The organism is Pseudomonas sp. G11-1 (genome assembly GCF_024031555.1).
Taxonomy (GTDB): Bacteria; Pseudomonadota; Gammaproteobacteria; order Pseudomonadales; family Pseudomonadaceae; genus Halopseudomonas; species Halopseudomonas bauzanensis.
In genome coordinates, this window is sequence record NZ_QEYQ01000004.1 from 99733 (window position 1) to 124113 (window position 24381).

The following is a 24381-nucleotide window of genomic DNA, read 5'->3' on the forward strand; positions in this document are numbered from 1 at the left end:
GCCTGCGCGAGACGGTGCATCGTAGCAATGGCGGAGGCGCCAGCACTATGACTGGTGTATTCGTATTTCCAACCATTGTTGAATTGCACAACAATGGCGTCTGGTGAGAGTTCGTAGGCGATCACACCCGAATCTCCGCTCAGATTCTTATAGTGGTCCATCGATATCCCCCGATGTGACATTCCCTGTCCAGCATAGCCAATCAATCAGTGGCCTTATATCCCTCGCTTATCCAGCTTCATGAACAATCATTCGCGTCTACCTTGATTCTGGCTTAGTTGAAAAAGCCACATCCCAAGGACTGTCTTGCCTTCTGTCCATAAAAATAATATCCAGGAGAAGCATGATGTTTAGTCGCACAAGTAGTGCCCGCTCCACCTCGCCACAACGCCAACTACTGGCTACCGCCGTCGCCCTGGCTGCCGGCTCGTTACTGTTGGCCGGCTGTCTCGGCGGTGGTGGCAGCTCATCTGACAAGCCAAGCGATCGCGCCAAACTGACGCTCGCCAATGGTGAGGTTATCGGCCTTGCCACAGACGATACGCTGATTTGGCACGGCATTCCCTACGCCCAACCACCCCTCGACGAGCTACGCTGGCGAGCGCCGCTGCCGCCGCAAAACTGGAGCGGCACGCTGGATGCGCGCGAGCGCGGCCCCGAATGCGTGCAAGCTGAAACCACCACCCAATGGCAGCGCACCTCAAACATGGTCGGTGATGAGGACTGCCTGACTGTCGACATTTATCGTCCCAACCGCAGCGGCTTTGAGGATGAAGCACTGCCCGTCTACGTCTGGATCCATGGCGGCTCAAATAACTTCGGCACCGCCAAGCAGTATGACGGCAGCACTTTGGCCAATCATTCGGACGTGGTCGTTGTGATCGTCCAATACCGTCTGGGGCCGTTGGGCTGGTTCTTCCATCCTGACGTGCAGACCGATGGCGCCGACCCGCTCTCCGACTCCGGCAACTTCGGCACTCTGGATACCATTCGCGCACTGGAATGGGTGCAGACCAATATCGCTGATTTTGGCGGCGATCCGAGTAACGTCACTATCACTGGCGAATCCGCCGGCGCTCACAACGTGCTCAACCTGATGGCCTCACCGGAGGCAACCGGGCTCTTCCACCGCGCCATGTCACAGAGCGGATCGATGAACACCCGCAGCCCCGCTGCCGCTCGCAGTTCGGCCAACAGTCATATCGAATGGCTGATCCGCCTGCTGGAGGACCGTCAAACGCCGGACTCCCCCATAACCAGTGACCAGGCCAGGCAGTTGCGTGAAGAGATGGAAGCCACCGGCACACTGGGCGAGTACCTTCGCGCGGCCGAAGGCAGAGATCTGTACCAGGCCGTTTTCAACTACAGCTCCCTCAGCGCTTATGGTGCCATTGAAGACGGTACGGTGATCCCCGCTGGCGGCTGGATTCCCAGCTTTACCAGTGGTGATTTCAACAATGTGCCACTGATCCTGGGCGCCAACGAGTACGAACAGAAGTCTTTCATGCCGCTGTACGGCGCTGCCGTGAAAGGTGCGCTGCCTGACGTGCCCTCGCCGCCGGACAAGACCTGGCTGGATTTGCTGGATGTCGCCTTCGAAGGCAGCCAAACCCTGGACGAGGTGCTGCCCACCCAGAAAGACAAGGACACCTACGAACTCACCGGCTACCATGGCGGTCGTGCCTGGCGCGCTAAATATGTGGACCAACTGGCTCGCGTGATCAGCGAGCATCAGCCCGCCACCTACGCCTACGATTTCCGTTGGGGCACCCAATCAGGCCCCTCGCCCTTCAACTTTATCTACGGCGCAGGACACGCGGCGGATATCTCGTTCTTCTTTGGCACGGGTGAAGGTCTGTTCGAATTGCCCTTTACCGAGCAGAACCAGCCAGGGCGGGTCGCCCTGCAGGAGTCGATGATAAATTATCTGGCAGATTTTGCCCGCGACGGTGATCCCAACGGCAGCTACAGCGAATCGCAGCCCGAATGGAGTCGTTGGACGCTCGCACCTGGCCAAAATAAGGTCATCGTATTTGACGCCACCGCAGAAGAGGCCGATGTCAGTATGTCCGCCGAGGAGCTGACGCTAGCCAGCGTCAATGCCGCCTGGGCCGCAGCCCTTGCGGAGGCAGGCTTGACGCCATTGGAGATCGGCACCTTGCCGGTGATCTTTGGCCAATCCGCGAACTATTCCACCCCGTAACATCCCTTGGAGAGTAGAACTTCCCCGGCTGTGTAACAGCAGCTGGGGAAACAATACCGATGCAGCGACTCCGCAATCAAACTCGCGCACCTACTCCTCCGGGCACCGGAAAAATACAGATCCAGTGCCACCTATGTACCGTTATGGGCTATTACCATCGGTGGTTGAGGCGTTCGCATTGGTGCCGAGCAGCTCGATAACCTTATGCTTTACGAACAGAATAAACTCTGCCACCTCATCCGCACGACAGGCCAAACGATCCTCAGTTTGCCCTAGATAGGCCTGCCGCGCCTCACGCAGTACCGGCTGGTGTTCAATGGGCAGACGCTCCATCACCCAATCAGCAGCGATATTTTTCGGCATGATCTTTCCGGTCGCTGCGCTGAACCAGATGCGAGCCAAGGTAAGCACGACATTTCGCTCATCACCTTCCCAGTCCGGGAAGGAATTCCATAATTTCAGAGTGTCGAGCAATACTCTATACAGATCATCTTCCGGCACCGGATCAAACAGCTCCTTTGCCGCTGGGCCGATCAGCGCCATGCTGTGCCGCCTTGCTTGCGTCAGGAGGATGGCCAGGTCAGGATCAACGCCAGCGGGTTCAAAAATGCCAGAAAGAAGATCCGCGCGCAGCCATTCGCCGAACTGCAGTTCCCGCCTGGGCGGATAACGCCACGGCACAACATCGCTACGTACAACAACTGTCACTTCCATCGCACGGAGAGCTTCGCTTTGGCCGGGCGGTGCCGAGACAGTCAGCAAATCAAGCAGCAGCGCCTGCCGTACGGCGTCATCAAGTCGCCTATCTGCGGTAACCAGCACATCGATATCGCTGTATGGTTTCAAACCGCCATCCAGCGCAGAGCCGTACAGATGCGCAGCCACGAACGCAGACGCCAAGTGATGCTCGACCATATCAAGCACCTGCGACAGTTGCGTTGAAACTTCGGCAGGGAGCACGTTCTTCATTGGCGGGGCGCAACGTCAGCCAGTGCATCTATATTTCCAGAGACGATCAACTCAAGATGCTGCGTGATCGTTTCTATTGGCCAATCCCACCATGCCAATGATTCCAGGCGTGCGACCACCTCCGGATCGAACCGCTGCTTGAGCGGTTTGGCCGGGTTGCCGCCCACGACGGTATAGGCAGGCACATCCGCAACGACAACCGAGCGAGAAGAAACGATAGCGCCATTGCCAATATGCACACCGGGCATGATGAGCGCGTCGTAGCCTATCCAGACATCATTGCCGATTACCGTGTCGCCCTTGTACGGCAGCTCTTCCGGTTTGGGCATGACCTTTTCCCACCCATTACCGAAGATCTGAAACGGATAAGTGGAGATACCGGACAGCTTGTGGTTGGCGCCATTCATGATGAATTGGGTGCCACGTGCGATAGCGCAGAATTTGCCGATGATCAGTTTGTCGCCGATGAACGGATAGTGATAAAGCACATTCCGCTCAAAATCTTCCGAGTCATCCGGATCATCGTAATAGGTGTAGTCCCCGACGAGGATGTTCGGGTTGCTGATGGTGTTCTTGATGAAGCAGACCTGCGGAAAGCCTGGCATCGGATGTTTATTATCTGGATCAGGACCTTGCACGCTTTTTTTCCTCAATAGCCACTGGCTATATTGTCATTTCCAACCAGCCACATTTGCTGCCTGCTGGATCCACTGGCGCATCTCTGGCACCTGCGCTTCCTCCAGACTTCTTACCTTCACGTAGCGGGAGCCTTCGCCCTGCGGGGGAGGCGCATCAAACTCGGCGCCACCGAAGAACACCACATTGACGGAAACATCGTAGGCAACCATCTGGATGATCCACCCGCGTTCCGGCAATCCGTAGTAGGCCTCCCTCCACTTCACGGCATACTGCAGACCGGGGATTGCCTCGCGGATCAATTCATCCAGATACCTGACAATGGGATGCAGCCTCGGCATCACCTGCTCAATCCAGTCTTCGATATCAGCGTGACTGTCCGCGGGTACGGGTGGCTTGCGCGTCGATTTTGGTTTGGGTGAAATCGCCATGGCATATCCTCCTCTTGCCGTATCCAACCGCATGCAATCTAACTGTAAGTTTCTCCGTCAAACTCGATAAGACAAAACCCATGACCGAATGGGTCAGAGAAAGTGATACACCTGGAATGCTTCCACTCGATGCATTCGCTTTCCTGCTTCGCACCCGCCTTCAGCGCCCGTTCTGTTGCTTGAGCGAGATCGTCTACAACGAAATCCAGATGGACTGGCGTCCAATGCCTGGAATACCGACGCACCTCCGATGTGCTGGATGTCGCATCTGAGCCAGGGGGATTGTGCAGAAGATAGATGATCGAAGATCCACCCGTTAGCTCCGCCACACTGTTCTCCAGCGTACGCTCGTGCGCTAGCCCCAAGGCGCCACAGTAGAATGCGATGGCGGGCTCAAGCTCCGGAACATCGATGTTTATGATGATTCTCATGACTCAGCTCCCAGACGGAATAGTCGAGTGCCCGCCCGATGCAGCGGCGGTAATAACTGGTCAGTCGCCGTCAGGCAGTAATTCGGGATTCCATACCACCTCCCAAAGATGGCTATCGAGATCCTGGAAATACCCCGCATAACCACCCCAGAAAGTGTCTTGGGCTGGTTTGATGATCGCAGCCCCCGCCGCTTCCGCTTGCTGCATCACGGTATCGACTTCTGCTCGGGAGGCGACGTTATGACCGAGCGTCATATCGGTAGCGCTGGGGCCCTCCAGCGGCAGGCCAGTGTCATGGGCAATACTCTTGCGAGGCCAAACCGCCAATTTCAGCCCCGGCTGAAGGTCAAAGAACGCAACAGCGCCATGCTCGAATTCCTGGCCGATGACGCCATCCGTATGGAGCCCCAGGCCGTCGCGGTAGAACGCAAGCGCGCGGTCCAGATCAGTCACGCCAAGCGTGATAACGGTGACTCGAGCTTTCATATCAGAGGTCTCTGGAGATTAACGATGCAGTTGCCGCGCATAACCTTTGCTCGAGCTTAATGCTGCGCGTGCTGCACAACAACCCCGCAGCTCAGCGAGCCGCACCTCGGATTGGCGGTTGCTATTACGTTGGACAAGATCGATCCGGACGTTACAATGGCCCCCGCTTTACCCGGTCGCAGCCTACCCGGACAAAACAAGGAAACCTGATGAACGCATTACTGATCTGCTCCGGCGGATTCGATTCCGTGACGCTCGCCTATCGGCTGGCGGCGGAGCAATCCCTCGGCACCCTGCTGACCTTCGACTATGGTCAGCGCCACCGCAAGGAAATCGATGCCGCCCGCCTCGCCGCCGAGCGACTCGCGGTACCCCACCTGATAATGGACATCGGCCATATCGGCCGCCAACTGTCTGGCTCGGCCCTGACCGATGACATCGCCGTGCCCCACGGGCATTACAGCGAAGAGAACATGAAGGTGACTGTGGTGCCCAACCGCAACGCCATCATGCTAACCATCGCCTTCGGCGTGGCCGCCGCCCGCGGGCATGACACCGTGGCCCTGGCGGTCCACGGCGGTGATCATTTCATCTACCCTGACTGCCGCCCCGACTTCATCCGCCTGTTCAGCGAGATGCAAACCAAAGCGCTGGATGGCGTGGCAGAAGTGGCATTGCTTGCTCCCTATGTCACTACCGACAAGACCGAGATCGCCCGTGATACGGCGCGCTATGCGGTACCGGTCGCCGATACCTGGTCCTGCTACGAAGGGGGTGAGTTGCATTGCGGCCGCTGCGGCACCTGCGTCGAGCGTATCGAAGCCATGGCTCTGGCCGGCATGGCCGACCTCACGCCTTATCAAGACAAGCAGTACTGGCAGGAAGCGGTAGCGAGGGTGAAGTCATGTACACCATAAAGAAAGAGTTTCACTTCTCCGCCTCCCATCAGCTCAAGCAGATGCCCGACTGGCACCCCTGCGCCCGCTTGCATGGCCACAACTACGTGGTAGTGCTTGAGCTGCAGAGCAAGACCCTTGATCAATACGGCTTCGTCCGGGATTACCTGGAACTCAAGGCGTTCAAGGAGTACATCGACGCCGAGCTGGATCACCGCCACCTGAACGACGTGCTGGGAGATGAATGCACCACGGCCGAGCGTCTGGCTCGGCACCTGTGCGAATGGGCTCAGGCTCGCTGGCCTGAAGTGACTGCAGCGGCCGTCTCGGAAACGCCCAAGACCTGGGCGGAGTATCGGCCATGATCACGGTCAGTGAAATCTTCGGGCCCACGATTCAGGGCGAGGGAGCCCTGATCGGCTTGCCCACCGTTTTCGTGCGCACCGGCGGCTGCGATTTTCGTTGCAGCTGGTGCGATACGCTCTACGCGGTGGAGCCTCGCTTCAAGAAGGATTGGCAGAGCATGGATGCCGAAGCAATCCTCACAGAGGTGAACCAGCTGAGTGGCGGCGAGCCGATATTGGTAACTCTCTCCGGTGGCAATCCAGCGCTGCAGCCGCTCGAGGAACTGCTACAACTCGGCCATCGGCAAGGCCACCGCTTCGCCATGGAAACCCAGGGCAGCAAGGCCCAGACCTGGTTCAACCAGCTCGATCACCTCACCCTCAGCCCCAAACCGCCCTCCTCCGATATGCCCTTTCGCCGAGAGCGCTTCGAGTCCTGTCTGGCGGCTGCCGGAGCCGATACCAATGTCAGTCTCAAACTGGTGATAGCCGATGAGGTGGATTACCAATGGGCGAGAGCGCTGGCAGCCGACTATCCGCACCTGCCGCTGTATCTGCAGCCATGCAATACCGCTCCGGCTACCCCCGAGCAACCGGAACGCGAAACTGATTTGGATGCGCTGAACACCCAGTTGCGCTGGTTGGTGGAGCGGGTAACCACTGACCACTGGTATCGGCCCCGGGTACTGCCACAGTTGCATGTGTTGATCTGGAATAACGAACGGGGGGTATGACGCCCCTCGTCGAAAACCAGGCCGGGCTTGCGGTCGTTTTCGAGCATACCCCGGATGATCTGCTAGGCTGACATGAATACCTCCCACTGCTCAGCGGGGAGCTACTGCCATGCCTACCCACCTCCCTGACAATCGCGCCATGCTTGCCTTTGCCGCCAGTCTTATCGGTGTGGGCATGCTCTTTCTGCTGGCCAGCCTGATGACCAGCACGCAGGCCCAGCAGAGCCAACGCAGTGCCATCGTGCTCACGGTTGAAGGCGCTATCGGCCCGGCAACGATGGACTATGTGGCACGGGGTATCGAACAGGCGGAAGAAGAGCAGGCAGGGTTGGTGGTCATCCGCATGGATACCCCGGGAGGCCTCATGGAATCCATGCGCATGATCATCCGTGACATCCTGGCCTCACCCGTGCCAGTGGCCACGTACGTGACGCCCGCCGGTGCTCGTGCGGCCAGTGCTGGCACCTATATCCTGTATGGCAGCCACATTGCGGCAATGACGCCGGCTACGCATCTGGGATCGGCTACGCCCGTGCAGATGAGCCCGATGCCAAACGCCGACAAACCGGAGCCAGCAACTGAATCAGATGCCAAGGAGAGTGAAGACGAACCCCGGCGGGGTAGCACTGCGATGGAGCGCAAGGTACTGGAGGACTCGGTAGCCTACATCCGCAGCCTGGCTGAACGCCATGGTCGCAACGCCGACTGGGCGGAGGAAGCGGTACGCGAAGCAGTCAACCTGAACGCGCAGCAGGCGCTGGAGCGCAACGTCGTGGATATCGTCGCCACCGATGTCGACGACCTGCTGCAACAGATAAACGGCCGTAGTGTCGTGATGGTGTCGGGTAGCCAGACCCTTGAGACCGCCAATCTGGTGATCAAGCAGGTGGACCCGAACTGGCGGACCCGGCTGCTGTCGGTCATCACCAACCCCAACATCGCCTTCTTTCTGATGATCATCGGTTTCTACGGGATCATCTTCGAGCTGTCGAACCCCGGCCAATTGTTCCCCGGTATTCTCGGCGCGGTATGTCTCATTCTCGCGCTGTTCGCGTTCCAGGTTCTGTCGGTCAACTACGCCGGGTTGGCGCTGATCATACTCGGGCTAGCACTGATCATGGCTGAAGCATTCGCCCCCAGCTTCGGTATTCTCGGTGTTGGCGGGATCGTTGCGTTCATTATCGGCTCGGTGATCCTGATGGACGGTACGCACCAGCAGGTGTCGCTGCCGATGATCGGGGGCATCGCTGCCGTCGCTGCTGGCTTCATGCTGTGGATCCTGACCCGACTTGCCCGTTTCCGGCGCCTACCGGCAACCAGTGGCATCGACACAATGGTAGGACGAGGCGGTATCGCTGCCGACAACTTCCAGCCGTGGGCAGGCGCTCCGCCTGGGTACTACCGTGGCCATGTGCAGGTCAGCGGCGAACGCTGGAATGCCGTGTCTGATCAGCCGATCCAGGCTGGGCAACCGGTCCTTATCGAGAAAGTGGAGGGTTTGACATTGCATCTCAAGCCCACCAATGACCAACGCGTCCCATAACCTCGGGAGAATCCATCATGTTCGAACTTGCACCCTATCTAGCCCCACTCATCGTACTGCTTGCCATTCTGGCATCAGCCATCCGCATCCTCCCTGAATACCAGCGCGGGGTCGTGTTCTTCCTCGGTCGTTTCCAAGGCGTCAAGGGCCCCGGTCTGATCTTCATTCTTCCCGGCATCCAGCAAATGGTTCGGGTAGATCTTCGGGTGGTTGCGCTGGATATTCCCGCCCAGGACGTCATATCCAAGGACAACGTGACCGTGCGGGTCAACGCCGTTCTCTACTATCGCGTGGTAGATCCGGAGCGGGCGATCATTCAGGTCGAAAATTTCGCCGAGGCGACCAGCCAGTTGGCGCAAACCACACTGCGCTCGGTGCTCGGCAAGCACGACCTGGACGAAATGCTCTCCGAACGGGACAAGCTCAACTCGGATATCCAGGAGATTCTGGATGCCCAGACTGACGAATGGGGCATCAAGGTGGCGAACGTCGAGATCAAGCATGTGGATCTTAACGAATCGATGGTACGCGCCATTGCCCGTCAGGCCGAAGCTGAGCGGGAGCGCCGCGCCAAGGTGATTCATGCTGAAGGTGAATTGCAGGCATCGGAGAAGCTGGTCGAAGCCGCGCGGGTCATGTCCAGTGAGCCGGGAGCGATGCAGTTGCGCTATTTACAGACCTTGGCAGACATGAGTACCGACAACGCCTCCACGATCATTTTCCCGTTGCCGATAGATCTGATTCACAACCTGATCAAGAGCCATGAGCGCGGCTCCTGAGGAACGGCAATGGCGCGGGTCTTATCCCGTGCTGTTGCTTCATCTGACCCCGGTTCGTTGTCCTTACTCCATCAAACCTGGTCACAGGTACCACAAATCCATGAACTCGTTCACCGGCATCTCTTCCAGCGCCTGCTGGCTATCGCAGGCGGCAAGGATCGCCGCCGCCTGCTTCGGCCCGAAATGACCGGCGATGGCCGCCTCGCACTTCTCCAGCAATAGCGGAATACCCTCTGCCCGGCGGCGGCGGTGGCCAAGCGGATATTCGACCGCCACCCGCTCGGTCTTGCCGCCGTCCTTGAAGTAAACCTGGATGGCGTTGCCGATGGAGCGCTTGGCCGGATCGAAGTAATCCTTGCTGAAAGCTGCGTTCTCAACCACCTCCATCTTGCCGCGCAGTATATCGATGCGCGGATCGACAGCCACGGCGTCCTCATAGTGCTTCGCCGTCAACTCACCGTACATCAGCGGAATGGCAATCATGTATTGCAGGCAGTGATCCCGGTCGGCGGGGTTGTCCAGCGGTCCGGTCTTGTTGATGATGCGCATGCCAGATTCCTGGGTTTCGACCCTGATCCGATCAATCTGATCGAGCCGATCACGCACTTTGGGATACAAGGCCAAGGCACATTCAACCGCGGTTTGGGCATGAAATTCCGCTGGAAACGCAATCTTGAACAGGATGTTCTCCATCACATAGTTGCCGTAGCCCTGCGTGAACTGCAGCTTGTTGCCCTTGAACAGCACATCCTCGAACCCCCAGACCGGGGCCGACAAAGCCGCCGGATAGCCAATCTCGCCCTTGAGGGCGATCAAGGCCAGCCGCAGCCCCCGGCTGGTCGCGTCACCGGCCGCCCAACTCTTGCGCGGCCCAGCCTGCGGCGCATGACGATAGGCACGCAGCGCCGAGCCATCAATCCAGGCGTGGGAAACCGCGCCAAGCACCTCCTCTTCGGTCCCGCCGAGCAACGCAGCGCATACAGCGGCAGACGCGATGCGCACCAGCATCACATGATCCAGGCCGACTCGGTTGAAGGCGTTTTCCAGCGCAATCACGCCCTGAATCTCGTGGGCCTTGATCATGGCGGTAAGAACATCGCGCATCTTCAGTGGCGCTTTGCCCTGGAGTACAGCCTGACGGGACAGGTAATCCGCCAGCGCCAGAATGCCGCCCAGGTTATCGGATGGATGCCCCCACTCGGCGGCCAGCCAGGTATCGTTGAAGTCCAGCCAGCGAATCATGGCGCCGATGTTCCAGGCTGCCTGGACCGGCTCAAGCTGGTAATGGGTACCTGGAATCTTTACGCCATGCAGCATCTCTGCACCTTCGACCACCGGACCAAGCAACCTGGTACACGCCGGATAGCGCAAAGCCAGGATGCCGCAGGCCAAGCTGTCCAACAGACAATAACGAGCGGTCTCATAGGCTTCTGTGCTATCGATCTCATGCCTGACGGCATACTCGGCGATATCGACCAACTCCTGGTCAGGCTCGGGCCGCTTGGCACTGCGAAGATCGGTGATATTCATGGCGATCTATTCTCCCAACGTCAGAAACAACCGCAAATCCAGCTCCAACTGATGATAGTCCGGCTCCATATGCTGGCACAGCTGGTAGAAGGCCTTGTTGTGTTCCTTCACGCGCAGGTGGGCCAGTTCATGCACCACGACCATGCGCAATAGCGGTTCAGGGAGGGTTTTGAAGATGGCGGAAACCTTGATTTCGTTTTTGCGCTTGAGCTTGCTGCCCTGCACGCGGCTGACAAACTGGTGCTGGCCCAGGGCGTTGTCGATGACGTGCATGCGGGTATCAAAATACACCTTGCTAACCGGGTCGCTGCTGCGCATGTGCTGTTGCTTGAGGCGCTGAGTGTAGTTGTACAGGGCCGCGTCACTCTGGATCAGGTGTTGGGCTTCTGGCGGGTAACGTTGCTCAAGCCAGGGGCCGAGCTTATCGGCGTCAATCAGCTGCTGCACCCGGTTTTGCAAGTCTGGGCTATAACCGCTCAGGTATCTGAGTGCTGCCAATGCTGAGCTCCGCTTTGATGATCTTGGATTTACAGTTTACTGGGCTCCCGAGGGTAGCGCTCAAACCAACGCCGCTGACCTGACAGCGTGCATACCCGTCTGCGCGTCAATAGCCGCCTCTAGCAAAGCTTGGGCGATATTCTCAGCCGGGTTGACCCGCATGCTCCGTGGCAAGACCGGGCCAAGGGCTTGCAGTACCCATTCCGCCGCCCGCTCCCCTAGCCGAAACGCCTGACGCGGACCGCTGATCAAGCCCGGCCTCACATGGGTGAGCGAAGAGAAACCACAACCGGCCAGATCACGCTCCAATTCCCCCTTGACCCTGTTATAGAAAAAACGCGAAGTCGCATCGGCGCCCACCGCGGAGTTGAGGACATAAGTCGGCGTGCCGTGCTGAAGGGCGAGTCTCGCTACAGCAAGGGGATAATCGTGGTCCACGCGCCTGAATGCTTCCCTGGATCCAGCCAGCTTCATGGTAGTGCCAAGAGTGCATATCACCGCATCGGCTTGCCACCAGGGGGCATCTGTCGGGAGTTGCTCGAAATCAATCAAGGGCGCGAACAGCTTCGGGTGCTCATCCAGCGGGCGGCGCGAAGGTGCCACCACCTCGCTGATACGCACATCGGCCAGCGCCCGTTGCAGCACATGACTGCCGACCAAACCGCTTGCCCCCACCAACAATAACTTCATTCCGAATTCTCCAGCCCAGCTCAGCCGTGTGATTTAGAACCGTCTGGGTATGCTTCTTTAGTCACCATAATTCATCATGACATCTAACCTCGCAATCACGCGCTTGTCCCATGTATTGCCTGGTTAAGCAACACCGTTTCAGGCTCGTTTCGAGAGCCAGGCATGAATTAATCCAGACTGAAAAAACTGAACAGGAAGCTCGAACCCTCCAGCCTCAATGATCGATGCAACCTTGGCCGGAGGTAGAACACCAACATCATTGGCGTAGGCTTTGCGCATGCGCTCCACCGCCTCGGGTGAAATATCCGCTGCGGACATCATATTCATCCAAGCACGAAGCAACACATCGTATTCTGGCGATTCAACATCTGATGCCAAGTCGGAGCTTGCAAGAACCCCGTTAGGCCGGAGCCTTTCAGCAATTTCGCTGAAAAACCTGGAACGTTCCTGTTCTTCCAAAATAAACTGAGAAACCAGAAAACAGGTTGCAGCGTCATACTTCTCGATAGCGGGAAGTGAGTCGAGGTAACCTTCGTAAAAAGCGCAGCGAGATGCAACGCCTTCTTCCTCGGTCCTTTGCCTACAGATATCAAGCATGGGGCCGGATGGTTCCACAGCGGTAAAAGTCCAACCAGGATTCTGAGACGCCAGGTAGATCAGCTCATCGCCCGTTCCCACGCCAACACAGAGAATGCTTGCATCTGCAGGTAGCTCTGCGAACAGCGACCCAAGCAATAAGTGCAGGCAGTTCCGGATTGATGCCGTTTTCGCCCACTGCGTATCGTAGTTTGCAGCTTGTTGATCAAAAAGAGCTTTTATTTCGTCTTGACGCATCTCACTCTCCGTTTATTGTACTTACGTCTGAGTTAAGCCGGCCTGCGTAGCGGCGGCTTGAATGAATTGTCAGGCCTCTTTGGTCCATACCGGAGTCAGAGCCGTGACCTGGGGTGGGCCAGCCAGAAGCGGCTCAACCTCTTCGAGATATGCCGCATAACTGTCTGTCTTCAAGAACTCCTGCGACGCCTCGGCACTGGCGTATTGCTGGAAAGCGCTAATTGAATCCGGATCAGCATTATCAAAGCAGTAAAAGTACGCGGTATGCCCCGGATTGGCAGCTACGGCCGGCGCCATGTGTTTTTCCCAGACCTTACGGACTTCATCCCGTTTCCCGGGCTGGGTTTGGTGCCTAACAATAAGTGCGAAAGACGTCATTGGAACCTCGCGATCATGTCGTATAAAAACCTAACATTTGGTTAACGGACGAGATCTGGCCCGTCCCATTAAGCGAAGCGAACGGAACAGATTGAACCGATCATTTTCAGGAATCAGCTGATTTCAGGTCCAGCCTACTCTTCCGCGACGCAGGTAAGGCAGCACTGAGCATAGCCCCAATACCGCCAGGACAGCACCTATCCATAATGCAGCACGAACATCATAGCCTGCAGAGATTGCCAAGCCGGCGAGAAAGGTCCCTCCACCCAGGCCGATATTGATAACAGAAGTATGTACTGCATTCACCATCGGGCCGGGGTGGGCCACACTGATGATGCGCGCCATCATCGCAGGGTTCATGGGCACCCCGGACAGCCCGATCAAAATGACAAAGGCCACAGCGAACCACGTATATTGCGCCAGCAATGCCATACCGGTTAACGACATGCTCAGCACTGCCAGCCCGATAACCATGATGATCAGGCTATGCCGGAAGGCAAAATGCCCGGTGACGATATTCCCTACTATGTTTGCCGCCCCATAGAGCATCAGTATGAAGGGAACCACCTCCATGGTAAGACCAGTCACTGTGGTTAAAACCGGCACAAAGTAGCTGAATGCCGCAAAGCTGGCCCCCAAGATCAAACAGCTGGTTGCGCAAGCCTTCCAATACGCCATGTTCTTAAATGCCTTGAGCTCCTCCGTCATTTTCAGGCTGTTCTGGTCCCCCGAGTTTGGCAGCATCCGAATCAACACCAGCAGACAGAGCAGGACCAGCACCGCCACCAGGCCAAAACTGATGCGCCAGCCCCAATGCTGGTTGATGATAGTTGCCAGCGGAACACCAAAGACAGTGGAAACCATGAAGCCACCAATAATCACGGCAGCAGCACGAGGCCTGTTCTCAGCGGATACCAACGCCATACTGGTCGCCAATGACAAACTGAGACAGCCGGCACACAGCACACCGGTAATCACACGCACCGCAATCAAGATGGAATGGTCGGAAATGAAGGCACTCAAACCCTGCACCAGCACATACAATGCCAGCAATACCAACAGGGTCGGTCGATAAGCTATCTTCAGCTTGAGAAACGCATAGGTGAGCACCGGGCCTCCCAGCATCACTCCAAAAGCAAAGTATGAAATCAGGTGGCCAACCTCACCGATGGTGATATCAAAAGCCTCAGACAAGGTGGTCATCATCCCTGCCACCATGAGCTCAGAGGTACCAATCGAGAAGATAGCCAACCCCAGAATATAAATGACCAACGGCATTCCTTATTTCCCTCAACGTTATTTAACAAACATTACAAAAATGGATAAATGACCACGCATCGCCCTACCACTGATGAGGCATGATGACTATCAAGGTATGGTTATTACAAAAATCGAAGTAACGACGGGTGCGAACTTACAGGTTGGCCAGGAGCCCAGCCACAACATCATCAAGAATACGTTGATCCGTAATATTCTTGTTCAGAACACGTAATCCGTAATACCCGGCCAAAAACCCTCTTGCCATTTCGATAGCGGAGGCCTTCTTGCCGAACTCTCTATTTGCCTGACCTTCTGTAAATACAGAAACCAGAGCCTTCTCCAAGCGCTCTCTATATTCCTTGTTCAGACTGGCTACGGCTTCATCCTTGCTACCGCGCTCCAATGCCGAGAACAGAACCATGGCGTCATGTTGTTCTGCCTGCTCCAGGTCTTCCGCAATGCCCCAGAGCAATAAGGTGCGCAACCGCTCTTTTGCAGAGCCTGATGTTTTGAGAATGGCCAACTGTGCAGACATGCTTTTTTCATGACTGCGCAACAACGCTTGCTCATATAACCCTTGTTTACTGCCAAAAGCGTTATAGAGGCTGCCCCGGCCTAAACCGGTTCCATCGCATAGATCCTGAGCGGAAGTGCCCGCAAAGCCATTCTCACTGAAAACCGCCACAGCAGCATCAATGACGTCTTCGTCCTCGAATTGCCGAGGGCGACCTTGGCTTGGCAGCTTCTCCTTACTCATATTCTGGAGCTCTTGGATGAGTCAGAACCGGATAATAGTTGTTCTGTAACGTTCGGTCAATTAATTTCCGGCAAAAACAGATGCTGGCCCCACAGCTGTGTGAATGGGCCTAGCGCGCTGGTTTGAGTTGGGTGGGTAGCGGTGCCTGGAGACATCCAAGGCCGGGCATTCTTATGACCTCTTCGGCCCGGCCTGGCTAGATTTGGTTGCGGCTGACGACATGAATTGCCCCTGCAGCAATGAGAGCGACGAGGGCTATGATGTCTGCAATGATGACCCTGCGAATGGGTTCATTGTATCCGCCAACGGACCAAGCAATCGCGATAAAGGACACAACGCTGACGAGGCCCGCGATGATTGCCAGTGTTTGTAGCGGCGGCTGAAACGCTGCATACACCAGAAGTACGCCGAGGAGCCCGAAGAGGATAGCCCGGTGCCGCATCAGGATTTCAATGTTGGGCTCCCCGAGGGAGATACCATACAAGACGGCCAACCGCTCCACGCCCAGAACTCCAGAAACGGGCAAGAGATGAATGATCCCTACGAGCACCAACAGGCCGGTGACAATTTTCTCCATACTTGCGCGTTTCTCCGTGGATTTAACGTTCGCCATAAACGGCGGCGTGAAACGAGGTCCAGCCATCGCGGAGCGCGTCGGCTGAAGCGATTTGTTGGGCACAGGCAGTTAAGATAATCATAACCTTGCTGCTTCCGCCAAGCGCTGCTTGTATGTGCCGAGGCATTGGCGCCAAGCTGGTCGGCCTTCGCAGCGCGCCAGATAAGAAACCACATTGGGGAAAGCCTTCAAAAGGTCTGTATGCTGGACCTGATGCAGGGAGGTCGCCATCAGAATATCTGGATAGGAGAATTGATCCCCGAGCAGGTAAGCCTTCTCGACAAGAGTACGGTCTAGCACCGCAAGGCGGTCACGAGCCATTTTCACAAGTGCGGAGCGTCGCTGATTCGCCCATTCAGCATCCGCTTCGAAGAGGTCAATCACCGCGATCTCTGTCAGGGGCGTTTCGACGGTGTCCAGTGCGGCAAACGCCCACTGAAGGGCTTTCGCGCGTTCCGCTCCGCTCGAGGGCATGAGTCGCCCTGATTGTTCGGCCAGGTAGGTGACAATGGCACCTGATTCAAAAATAATGCACCCATCGTCGTCGATGGCCGGCACCTTGCCGAATGGATTGATCTCCAAATAGTCCGAGCTCTGCAGCTCCCCAGCGAAGTCGTCGAGGCCATGGACCTGATATGCTAAATCGCACTCTTCCAGCGCCCAGAATACCCGCAAATCCCTCGTGATCCCGATCACCTGCGGGGTTACTTTCCCAAATCCATATACTGTAATCATTGACGATCTCCGACTAGTTATTTTCCAAGGCGGTGGCCCGCTCAGAATGACCAAGGTCACTATCTAGTCGTTCGATCTTGTCCGGATTCGACAATCGCCAATTACTTCCTGGTTGCCCAACGGTTGACACACATGCCGTCGTATTCGGGTAACGGCAGCGCGCACATTGCGCGTGTAGGCTTCAGACGTCGTACTCGTCGTGGCGGCGATTCCATACATACGGCTCGGTCTGCGGCCAGCCTTCGGGAGAGTCTTCCCAGGTTTCTTGACGGCCAAACGGGGTCAGGTCTAGGTATGTCCAAAGACTGCCGAGATATTCGACACCACGCGCGCCGGTATAATAGGTGCGATAGATGTCATTTCCGTCGCGAATAAAAACACTTACACCGTGCCTCTCGCCTTTATCAGTTGTTGCACCAAAATCGAAGTTGAAGTCGCTCTCGTAAGACGAATACCACGGGATAGGAGTAGCCCAGCCCATCCGCAATCTATACTGCTTGAGCTTTTCCCTTGGTGCGCGTGACACCAAAACCAATGAGGTATCGCGCGCATGCAAATGGGCCGGATGAGTCATGGCATCTACAACCCAGGAGCAACCGTCACAGCCCGCCTTCCACTCTGGGGCAAACATGAAATGATAAACAATGAGCTGACGACGCCCTTCAAACAAATCGATTAAGGACGCTTCGCCGTTTTCTCCCTGGAACGTATAGTGCTTAGCCACCTTAACCATTGGCAGCCTCCTACGCTCAGCATTCAGTGCATCCCTTGCTCGGGTTAGTTCTTTTTCTTTTACAAGAAGCTGATCCAGCGCTACTTTCCATTCGTCTGAAGAAACGACCTCCGGTAGCGGTTGCTTATTTGTTGTCATTACCTGAGCCTCCTATTAGTTCAATGTGGTTGGCGAGCCAATACCCGGCTACAGGGCGGGCTTTAGCCCGTCCCAGTGTGCGTAGCTAAGGATTTGAGACAGGTGTTATGTATTTGTTGGCTCATTAAATAGCACCCTGTTTGAAAACGGGTCTATTACCGTAAAACAACGATCACCCCATGGGGCCTGCTCAATTACCGGCTTACTGTACTGATACGGGCGGGAAGTAACCTCGTGATAGAGAGCTTCGAGGTCACTTACGTTGACAAACACCTTGCTTCCAGGCGTGCAATCGCCCGAATGCTCGCTGAGATGGAAGACAAGATTCCCCTTTGACACCTGCATATATATCGGGAAATTGGCCTCAAAGCGGTGCTCCCAGTCCAGACTCATACCTAAAAATTCGAGATAAAACTCTTTTGCTTTTCCTTCATCGAAAATGCGCAAGATAGGTATTGTTTGAAATTCCATGCTCATTCCTCGATAAAACATGATGCTGTCAACACGCGCAGCTTTGAACTGTAGGCGAAGCCGCAACGGAGAAGTTCCGCCAGAAAAACGCTTCAGAATCCACGATGCCTCCTAGTTTGTCTCGCTAACGCACAGCACACGGGGCGACTATCCGCGTAGCAGACTGATATCCCAGCGGTCGTAGGCCGCGAGTGCTGCGTGTTGTTAGGCCACACCTTACAATCAGCCGGGCTGCTTGCTAGTAAAAACCGCCAATTGAGCGTCAAACGCGCGCTTGTAGGCGGGCCGCGCTTCGCCGCGGGCGACATAGGTGGAGAGGTTCGGATACTCCTCCAAAATACCCGTTCCTTCCAACCTCCGCAGCACCAGCACCATCAAGAGGTCGCCGCCGCTGAATGCACCGTCGAGCCAGTCGGCTGCCCCTAGCCGGATGGAGAGATCATTCAACCGCGCGCGAACACGATCCTCGATGATAGGCAGACGCTCCTCGTACCAAGGCTTGCCGTGCTCCTGGTAAAGAACCTGCTCGCGCTCGACGATCGGCGGTTCCACGGTATTGAGCGCGGCAAACATCCATGTGATCGCTCGCGCCCGCGCATTCGCGTCCTCCGGCAGCAAGCCCGCATGGCGTTCGGCGATATGAAATATGATCGCGCCCGACTCAAACAGAACAAGATCGCCTTCTTCATAGGTCGGAATCTGGCCAAAAGGATGGAGTTTACGATGCGCGAGTTCCTTCATCGCTTTAAACGAAACAAGACGAACGTCGTAAGGTTGACCCACTTCCTCGAGCGCCCAGCGAACGCGCATGTCACGCGCCAGTCCCTGCCCCTCATCCGGTGAGCTTTCAAAGGCTGTAATGGTCGGGATCATTGGAATGACTCCCAGTTGATTGAGGGTCTGAGTGCACTGGCTCGTACGGCCTAACGTAAAGCGGTCGGCTGGAGCGCGATGTTATGTGCGTTCACTTCAGGTTGTTGGATCTTTCGGTGGTATCGCCGCCGGGTCCATCCACATTGCCTCCCAGACGTGGCTGTCGGGGTCAGCGAGGTTACGGTTATACATAAAACCAAGATCCTGAACGGGATTAATATCTGCGGTTCCGCCATTTGCGGCAGCCACCTCGTTCATGGCATCGACGGCCTCGCGACTGTCGCACGACAGGGCAAGCATCACTTCGCTAGATGTTTTTGGTGGAATTGGACGACTGGTAAAGGTGCGCCACTTGGCATGCGTGAGCAGCATGACATTGATCGCCTCGCTCCATACCATGCAAGCAGCCGTATCGTCAGTGAAATGCGGGTTATTCTCAAAGCCGATGGACTTGTAGAAAGCCATCGATGCATCAAGGTCAATTACGGGCAGGTTCACGAAAATCATTCGGGACATTGTTCTCTTCCTCCAGGTTGCTGAACCGACACCAATGCGGTCTTCTGGTAGTCGAACAGGAAGTCGTGATGTCGACAGGAACGAGAAAATATTCTTGCACTTCATCGGGAAAGTGAACCGATTACAAACGTGTTCCCCCTGCTGCTTGAACGAATTGATAGGCCGCTTCTGCACTGACCTATATACGACTAGAGCTGCCATAGCCCATGGTCATTGCCGCCTTGGAGGTAGATGGCGAAGGTGCCGTGGCCGGGTATCTCCATGGGCGGAACGGCGATCTGTCCGCCTGCCTCAACTACAGCGGAAACAGCGGCTTCGATGTCTTCTACTAGCCAGTAGGGACGCACTACCGGATCCTCTGTCTCACGCAAGGGCGCACGTACCCCAACAAGTCCGCCGCCCGCCAACGGGGCGGTGCGTGCGTTGCCGAGCCCGGCGTCTGGCTTGCCGAACTCCACGCCGTTCATTGCGGCGTACACAGCACACACCGCATCTACGTCCTTGGTCACGATCTCAAGATACTGGATTTGCATGGCTCTTACCTCGGGTTGATGACGAAGCTCTAACGTTCAAGGTCAGGGGCGCTGGGCGGCTTTATCGCGCAGCGTCCCCTGCACTGCAGGGTTAGCTGCCGAAGAGTGACCGAAGAAAACTGATGATGTTGGAGAAATTGGCACCAATGGTGGTTTCCTTTTCTAGTGCCTCAAGCTTGCTCACCGCTTGGGAATCAGCGGCGTACTGAATATTCACTGTGTCGATATGCATATTCGATTGTGGTGCCTTTTGCCCAGATTCATCGTCGCCGTCACATTCCTCGGCGCTTGCCGCAACGGACTTGTAGCGATCTTTTGAAACGAGAAATGCGTCGCTTGGAAGGGCTTCATAGGTAGCCTCACCACTAAGCTCAAAAACTCTACGTATGCGCTTCAGTTCCGAGTCGACCCGGATTGCGATGGATGCGTAAGTGGTGTGATCTATGTTTTCCTTTTTCACGCGGACTCGCCAGTTGAAAAGATCAACTGGATTGTCGAAAGGATAAAGCAAATCCAATCCAAGATGGAATAGTCGCTGCCGTGCTTTCGGGCCAAGCGCTATTACGCATGAGTGAACCTCGACAGCCAGGTCGCAAAGCTCTGGAGGACCAAAGTCTGCGAAGGGGCCATCTTTGGGGAATAGCGGTTAGTTCTCCAACAGAAGACGAAAGTACTTGTCATGGGCCACTTGAAGCGCATCAAGAATTGAAGGTTTGTCCATAGTAAAATGCTCGATAGGGTATTCGGCTAACGCCTGAATTAGCTTTCACTTGCGGTCAGTGTTGAGTAACGATGATTGGCGCGCCTTTCGTGATGATCATTGTATGTTCGTACTGTGCAGACAGGTTTCCCATCGCTCCTGAAAGTGTCCAACCATCAGCCTCTTCTGTGACGATACGGCTTTTTGTCGATAGAAACGGCTCTATGGTAATAACCATGCCTTCTTTGAGAATTCGCTGATCTGACGGATCGAAGTACCCGGCGATATGCTCCGGCTCCTCGTGCAACGCTCTGCCAACTCCGTGACTGCCAAGATTCTCGATGATCCTGAAACCATATGTCTTTGCTGTACGCTGTATGGCAGCGCCGATCCCATTGATAGGTTTACCTGCTCTAGCGCACTTCATTGCCTCAGCCAACGCTGTGCGAGTAGCGTGGCACAAGCAAGTTTTTAGCGGTGTGGTCGGGGGAATTACAATGGTTCCACCGGTATCGGCAAAGTATCCGTCCAGCTCTGCCGACACATCCACGTTCAGAACATCTCCTGCCTGAATAACCCGATCTCCTGGAATTCCGTGCGCTGCCTGCTCATTGATGCTGATGCAGGTTGCGCCAGGGAAGTCGTATGTCAGCTTCGGTGCAGAACGAGCACCGTATTCCGACAACAGCCGATCACCAATCTGATCCAGTTCGCGGGTCGTCATCCCCGGCTCCGCAGCGTCAAGCATTCGTTGAAGTACCAACGACACTATTTGCCCAATTCGTTTCAATCCAACGATGTCTTCTTGCGTTTCAATGGTCATGCGGATTCCTCGTGAAAGCTAACGTTTGGTTAAGGGGCGGGCTTTAGCCCGTCCCAGTGAGCGGAGCGAGCGATTTGAACCAGTTGTTATGTGCTCTTAACTCGCTGCCAGTGCTTCTTTGATTTTTCCTGACGCTTGATTTTTCCGGATTTTATAAGCTGGTTGAATGACGTAGTGAAATTTGACTGTGGGATATTTAGCTTCTGTTGAATTTCAATTGATGTGATTGGTTGGGACATTAGTTTGAGAATTTTTGCCTCAAGAGATGTGTCAATTGCGACAACAACATTATTGTTTTCGGTTTCAATAGCGATATTTGGAGCACTAGATTTAACACCTGCGAGGTTGCATTGAAATTCAAAAGCCTTCCAAAGACTTTGGTCTTTGGAACAAAGATTAAACTCTATTGCTTTTTTCTCAGCTTTTGAGAGGTGTGACAGGACATTAGATAGATGAGCGATTATGTAGAAGTCTGCTTGGTTTTGCCCCGAGGGATATCCGCTTACGCAGGTTAATAGGGCATTGCCGCATGCAGATTTAAGGCTTTCTGAGTTTGTGAAGACGAATACTCTATCGAGGATGGAAATCGTTAGCTCATCCAGCATGCTGAGGCCGATATTCTCAGCGTCAACGTAATATATTTTCAAAGGCTACTCCAATGTCAAATGAGTACATAACGTTTGGTTAAGGGGCCGGCTTTAGCCGGTCCCGAGTGAGCGAAGCGAACGACTTGAACCAGTTGTTAGACGCTGCTTGCACGATAGTTTCGAGTTCATCACTGCGCTAGGACATTGAAGCTGGATATTTGGTTTTCTATTAGCTTGTAGTTTGGTTCGCCGCTAAGCACGGTGTGCTCCAAGCTAATTATCAGGGTTGCGGATGTGCGATACACAATGTACTGCGCCCGCGAAACTTTAAAGCCCTTAGAGTTGTAAGATATGCTTTCAGTCCTAACTGCTGGAGTGCCTTTGAATGTGCCTGTGCCGGACTGCGATGAAATTAGCCTGATTCCAGAAGCTCTCATGATTTCATTTTGTCTTTTGGAGAGTTCATCTCCTAGAGTGTTAATGTCTGAAACTGTCAGGCCATCAAATTCTTCTTTTGTTAGCTCTGGAGGTCCGACCATGACTCTTGTTAGGAATGCTTCATTGCTCTTTTCTTTGTAGATCATGAAAGGAGTGGCGATATCCTTTAGATCGACATCGAGTTCTGCTTTTGCCGTGTTAGCGATTTTGCCCGCTTGCTTCATTAGCTCGGTCGCATGAGAGCTAGATACAACGCGCCAGTCTCCTGGTGCGGATATTTCATAAAGCCCGTCGAATCTATAATTTTCAGCGTGTGTGATGGCTGGGTATGAGATCAATATGGCTATTGCTATGAGTAGTTTTCTCAATTTTTTATCTCTTAATGATCTTAAAGTGCGCTCAGCGCGATTTCTTTGCAGTGTCTAACGCTGAGCTTAGCGGCGACCTTGGAATGAAGGCGAAGCCGCAATGTAAAGGGCGTCCGGCGGCCATCGGCCGCGTACTACAGCGACTTGTTAATTGGACACTTCAATGTACCACTTCGGCTTGATACGCCCGAAATCTTTACGGGTATTGGATTTCAGTGCTTTCTTGGAATCCAGCACCTTGACCTCGCCATACTCCCTGATAAAAACAACCCAGTGCCAGAACGGTTTGCCCTGCTCGGTGCGCCATTTGATAGCCAACAGCGCTTTGTCCGGCAGTCTTTCCCACGTTTTGAACGGTGTTTCTTTGGGCGAAACGGAGATTCCTAATTCACGAAGTAGCGTCCGAACATGACTTGTTTCTGACCAGAGCGATGTGTCTGCCGCATAAATGCCCAGTGCGTTTGCCTTTTGCTTGGCCTCCGCGTAACTGACACCGGCAAGTGCAGCACTTGCCGCAATACCGCAGCCAGTTGGTTCTTCCTGGATGACAGGTTCCATAGCTTTACCAATTAACGTGGATGTGCATGGGCGCCGCGTAGCGGCGTCCCAGCTGCCGAAGGCAGCGAATGGCACGACTTGTTATGCCTAAAGCCAACGACGAACAGTCTTTGAATACTCCTTAAACTCGTCACCAAACAATGCAATCATTGCTCGCTCTTCAGGCAAAATTTGGTACCGAGTAATAAATAGCACGAAACCCAGCACACCGAACATAGTCAAATTCGATCCCAAGTAAAACGCCCAAGAAACCAAAAAGAGAGCAAATCCAACATACATTGGATTCCGAGAGAACCGATATATACCAGACTTGACCAACGAAGAAGCAGATTCCGGTTTGAGCGGATTGACTGTTGTTTTGGCAGACCTAAACGCCATAACACCTGACAGACAGAATAGCGCCCCAACTAGAATCGCTAAAAATATCGCGGCAACTCTCACCATACCAATTTCTCTGGGATCGCTTAGTCCATCAGAGACGCACCACATTAAAATTCCAAAAATAACTGCTACTATTGGTGGCGGAATTTTGTTTTCAAGAATCATCATTGTTACCCCTTGAGGCATAACGCCTCAAACACCGGCGCAGCTTTGCAATGGAGGCGCAGCCGCAATGAAAAAGCCGTCGCTGTGCCTGCGATTGTTATGCATTGCTAGATCACCCACGAAAGGCACCAGCCCGTAGCCAGAGCTAACGGCGGCAACCCAATCGCAAGCTGGGCCTTTGATGTTCGGAAGACTCGACCAGCAAGCGACAGAATAATCGTGGCCAACCATAAAAATGCGAAGCCATAGAAAGCGATACCGGCGAAAGCACTAAAGCGACGCCAAGCTTCTACATCCCCGATACCGGATTTATCCATTACTTGATCCGCTTGCCATGCGAGCCCCAG

General features: G+C 55.0%; 31 protein-coding genes. 6 read left to right on the forward strand and 25 right to left on the reverse strand.

Annotated elements, in window-relative coordinates; genetic code table 11:
• Positions 1-346: 346 nt before the first annotated feature.
• Positions 347-2203 carry a carboxylesterase/lipase family protein gene (locus DHB74_RS12795; protein WP_499161635.1) on the forward strand — a complete coding sequence of 619 codons (1857 nt, stop codon included), beginning with the start codon at positions 347-349 and terminating at the stop codon, positions 2201-2203.
• A gap of 141 nt (positions 2204-2344) precedes the next feature.
• Here the strand turns inward: DHB74_RS12795 and DHB74_RS12800 are convergent, their stop codons facing one another.
• From DHB74_RS12800 to DHB74_RS12820, 5 genes are read right to left on the reverse strand one after another with little or no spacing between them, the layout of a single operon-like run.
• Positions 2345-3172: an AadA family aminoglycoside 3''-O-nucleotidyltransferase gene (locus DHB74_RS12800; RefSeq protein WP_074781095.1), complete on the reverse strand. Its 828-nt coding sequence runs from the start codon at positions 3170-3172 to the stop codon at positions 2345-2347.
• Positions 3169-3825, reverse strand: coding sequence for a Vat family streptogramin A O-acetyltransferase (locus tag DHB74_RS12805; protein WP_499161636.1), 657 nt, complete (start codon positions 3823-3825; stop codon positions 3169-3171). Before DHB74_RS12805 ends, DHB74_RS12800 begins: the two co-directional genes overlap by 4 nt.
• Positions 3826-3843: 18 nt before the next feature.
• A complete protein-coding gene (locus tag DHB74_RS12810; RefSeq protein WP_036991062.1) occupies positions 3844-4239 on the reverse strand; it encodes a DUF1801 domain-containing protein in 396 nt (131 codons plus the stop codon).
• Between the two features lie 38 nt (positions 4240-4277).
• Positions 4278-4670 (reverse strand): VOC family protein, encoded by a 393-nt coding sequence (locus DHB74_RS12815; protein WP_036991064.1) that lies wholly within the window; start codon positions 4668-4670, stop codon positions 4278-4280.
• Positions 4671-4730: 60 nt separating this feature from the next.
• Positions 4731-5156 (reverse strand): VOC family protein, encoded by a 426-nt coding sequence (locus DHB74_RS12820; protein WP_499161637.1) that lies wholly within the window; start codon positions 5154-5156, stop codon positions 4731-4733.
• Between the two features lie 209 nt (positions 5157-5365).
• On the opposite strand from DHB74_RS12820, the gene queC reads away from it, so the two are divergent.
• The 5 genes from queC (at position 5366) to DHB74_RS12845 (ending at position 9452) form a co-directional block, all read left to right on the forward strand.
• The gene (gene queC, locus DHB74_RS12825) at positions 5366-6073 is read left to right on the forward strand and encodes a 7-cyano-7-deazaguanine synthase QueC (RefSeq protein ID WP_499161638.1); all 708 of its coding nucleotides are present in this window, start codon (positions 5366-5368) and stop codon (positions 6071-6073) included.
• A complete protein-coding gene (locus tag DHB74_RS12830; protein ID WP_036991070.1) occupies positions 6061-6417 on the forward strand; it encodes a 6-pyruvoyl trahydropterin synthase family protein in 357 nt (118 codons plus the stop codon). Before queC ends, DHB74_RS12830 begins: the two co-directional genes overlap by 13 nt.
• On the forward strand, positions 6414-7130 hold the full coding sequence (gene queE, locus DHB74_RS12835; RefSeq protein ID WP_499161639.1) for a 7-carboxy-7-deazaguanine synthase QueE: 717 nt from the start codon (positions 6414-6416) through the stop codon (positions 7128-7130). The genes DHB74_RS12830 and queE overlap by 4 nt, the downstream gene beginning before the upstream one ends.
• 109 nt (positions 7131-7239) lie before the next feature.
• The gene (locus tag DHB74_RS12840; protein ID WP_499161640.1) at positions 7240-8673 is read left to right on the forward strand and encodes an NfeD family protein; all 1434 of its coding nucleotides are present in this window, start codon (positions 7240-7242) and stop codon (positions 8671-8673) included.
• A gap of 17 nt (positions 8674-8690) precedes the next feature.
• Positions 8691-9452, forward strand: a complete 762-nt coding sequence (locus DHB74_RS12845) for a slipin family protein (protein WP_499161641.1) — start codon at positions 8691-8693, stop codon at positions 9450-9452.
• 81 nt (positions 9453-9533) lie between these two features.
• Here the strand turns inward: DHB74_RS12845 and DHB74_RS12850 are convergent, their stop codons facing one another.
• The 20 genes from DHB74_RS12850 to DHB74_RS12945 all read right to left on the reverse strand — a co-directional run bounded on the left by DHB74_RS12850 (position 9534) and on the right by DHB74_RS12945 (position 24037).
• Positions 9534-10982: a bifunctional 2-methylcitrate dehydratase/aconitate hydratase gene (locus tag DHB74_RS12850; RefSeq protein ID WP_499161642.1), complete on the reverse strand. Its 1449-nt coding sequence runs from the start codon at positions 10980-10982 to the stop codon at positions 9534-9536.
• A 6-nt stretch (positions 10983-10988) separates the two neighbouring features.
• Positions 10989-11480: a M48 metallopeptidase family protein gene (locus DHB74_RS12855; RefSeq protein WP_499161643.1), complete on the reverse strand. Its 492-nt coding sequence runs from the start codon at positions 11478-11480 to the stop codon at positions 10989-10991.
• 60 nt (positions 11481-11540) lie between these two features.
• Positions 11541-12170, reverse strand: a complete 630-nt coding sequence (locus tag DHB74_RS12860) for a Rossmann-fold NAD(P)-binding domain-containing protein (protein ID WP_499161644.1) — start codon at positions 12168-12170, stop codon at positions 11541-11543.
• 138 nt (positions 12171-12308) lie between these two features.
• Positions 12309-13004 carry a class I SAM-dependent methyltransferase gene (locus DHB74_RS12865; RefSeq protein ID WP_499161645.1) on the reverse strand — a complete coding sequence of 232 codons (696 nt, stop codon included), beginning with the start codon at positions 13002-13004 and terminating at the stop codon, positions 12309-12311.
• Positions 13005-13073: 69 nt separating this feature from the next.
• Entirely contained in the window at positions 13074-13382 is a 309-nt protein-coding gene (locus DHB74_RS12870; protein ID WP_499161646.1) for a putative quinol monooxygenase, read from the reverse strand.
• 123 nt (positions 13383-13505) lie between these two features.
• Positions 13506-14660: an MFS transporter gene (locus DHB74_RS12875; RefSeq protein ID WP_499161647.1), complete on the reverse strand. Its 1155-nt coding sequence runs from the start codon at positions 14658-14660 to the stop codon at positions 13506-13508.
• A gap of 136 nt (positions 14661-14796) precedes the next feature.
• The gene (locus tag DHB74_RS12880; protein WP_499161648.1) at positions 14797-15399 is read right to left on the reverse strand and encodes a TetR/AcrR family transcriptional regulator; all 603 of its coding nucleotides are present in this window, start codon (positions 15397-15399) and stop codon (positions 14797-14799) included.
• 196 nt (positions 15400-15595) lie between these two features.
• Positions 15596-15976: a phosphopantetheine adenylyltransferase gene (locus DHB74_RS12885; RefSeq protein WP_499161649.1), complete on the reverse strand. Its 381-nt coding sequence runs from the start codon at positions 15974-15976 to the stop codon at positions 15596-15598.
• Positions 15977-16093: 117 nt separating this feature from the next.
• Positions 16094-16750 carry a glutathione S-transferase family protein gene (locus DHB74_RS12890; RefSeq protein WP_499161650.1) on the reverse strand — a complete coding sequence of 219 codons (657 nt, stop codon included), beginning with the start codon at positions 16748-16750 and terminating at the stop codon, positions 16094-16096.
• 181 nt (positions 16751-16931) lie between these two features.
• The gene (locus tag DHB74_RS12895) at positions 16932-17621 is read right to left on the reverse strand and encodes a DUF899 domain-containing protein (RefSeq protein WP_499161651.1); all 690 of its coding nucleotides are present in this window, start codon (positions 17619-17621) and stop codon (positions 16932-16934) included.
• 105 nt (positions 17622-17726) lie between these two features.
• Complete coding sequence (locus DHB74_RS12900) at positions 17727-18092, reverse strand: glyoxalase superfamily protein (protein ID WP_280165237.1); 366 nt, start codon at positions 18090-18092, stop codon at positions 17727-17729.
• Between the two features lie 222 nt (positions 18093-18314).
• A complete protein-coding gene (locus DHB74_RS12905) occupies positions 18315-18965 on the reverse strand; it encodes a glutathione S-transferase family protein (protein ID WP_499161652.1) in 651 nt (216 codons plus the stop codon).
• A 96-nt stretch (positions 18966-19061) separates the two neighbouring features.
• Positions 19062-19481: a VOC family protein gene (locus DHB74_RS12910; RefSeq protein ID WP_499161653.1), complete on the reverse strand. Its 420-nt coding sequence runs from the start codon at positions 19479-19481 to the stop codon at positions 19062-19064.
• A 188-nt stretch (positions 19482-19669) separates the two neighbouring features.
• Positions 19670-19990 (reverse strand): VOC family protein, encoded by a 321-nt coding sequence (locus DHB74_RS12915; protein WP_499161654.1) that lies wholly within the window; start codon positions 19988-19990, stop codon positions 19670-19672.
• A gap of 115 nt (positions 19991-20105) precedes the next feature.
• Positions 20106-20474: a hypothetical protein gene (locus tag DHB74_RS12920; protein WP_499161655.1), complete on the reverse strand. Its 369-nt coding sequence runs from the start codon at positions 20472-20474 to the stop codon at positions 20106-20108.
• A gap of 316 nt (positions 20475-20790) precedes the next feature.
• On the reverse strand, positions 20791-21537 hold the full coding sequence (gene map, locus DHB74_RS12925) for a type I methionyl aminopeptidase (protein WP_499161656.1): 747 nt from the start codon (positions 21535-21537) through the stop codon (positions 20791-20793).
• 86 nt (positions 21538-21623) lie between these two features.
• Entirely contained in the window at positions 21624-22184 is a 561-nt protein-coding gene (locus DHB74_RS12930; RefSeq protein ID WP_499161657.1) for a hypothetical protein, read from the reverse strand.
• 128 nt (positions 22185-22312) lie between these two features.
• Complete coding sequence (locus DHB74_RS12935) at positions 22313-22930, reverse strand: hypothetical protein (protein ID WP_499161658.1); 618 nt, start codon at positions 22928-22930, stop codon at positions 22313-22315.
• Positions 22931-23077: 147 nt separating this feature from the next.
• A complete protein-coding gene (locus tag DHB74_RS12940) occupies positions 23078-23488 on the reverse strand; it encodes a hypothetical protein (RefSeq protein ID WP_499161659.1) in 411 nt (136 codons plus the stop codon).
• Between the two features lie 87 nt (positions 23489-23575).
• Positions 23576-24037, reverse strand: a complete 462-nt coding sequence (locus DHB74_RS12945; RefSeq protein WP_193076155.1) for a methyltransferase family protein — start codon at positions 24035-24037, stop codon at positions 23576-23578.
• Positions 24038-24381: the final 344 nt, after the last annotated feature.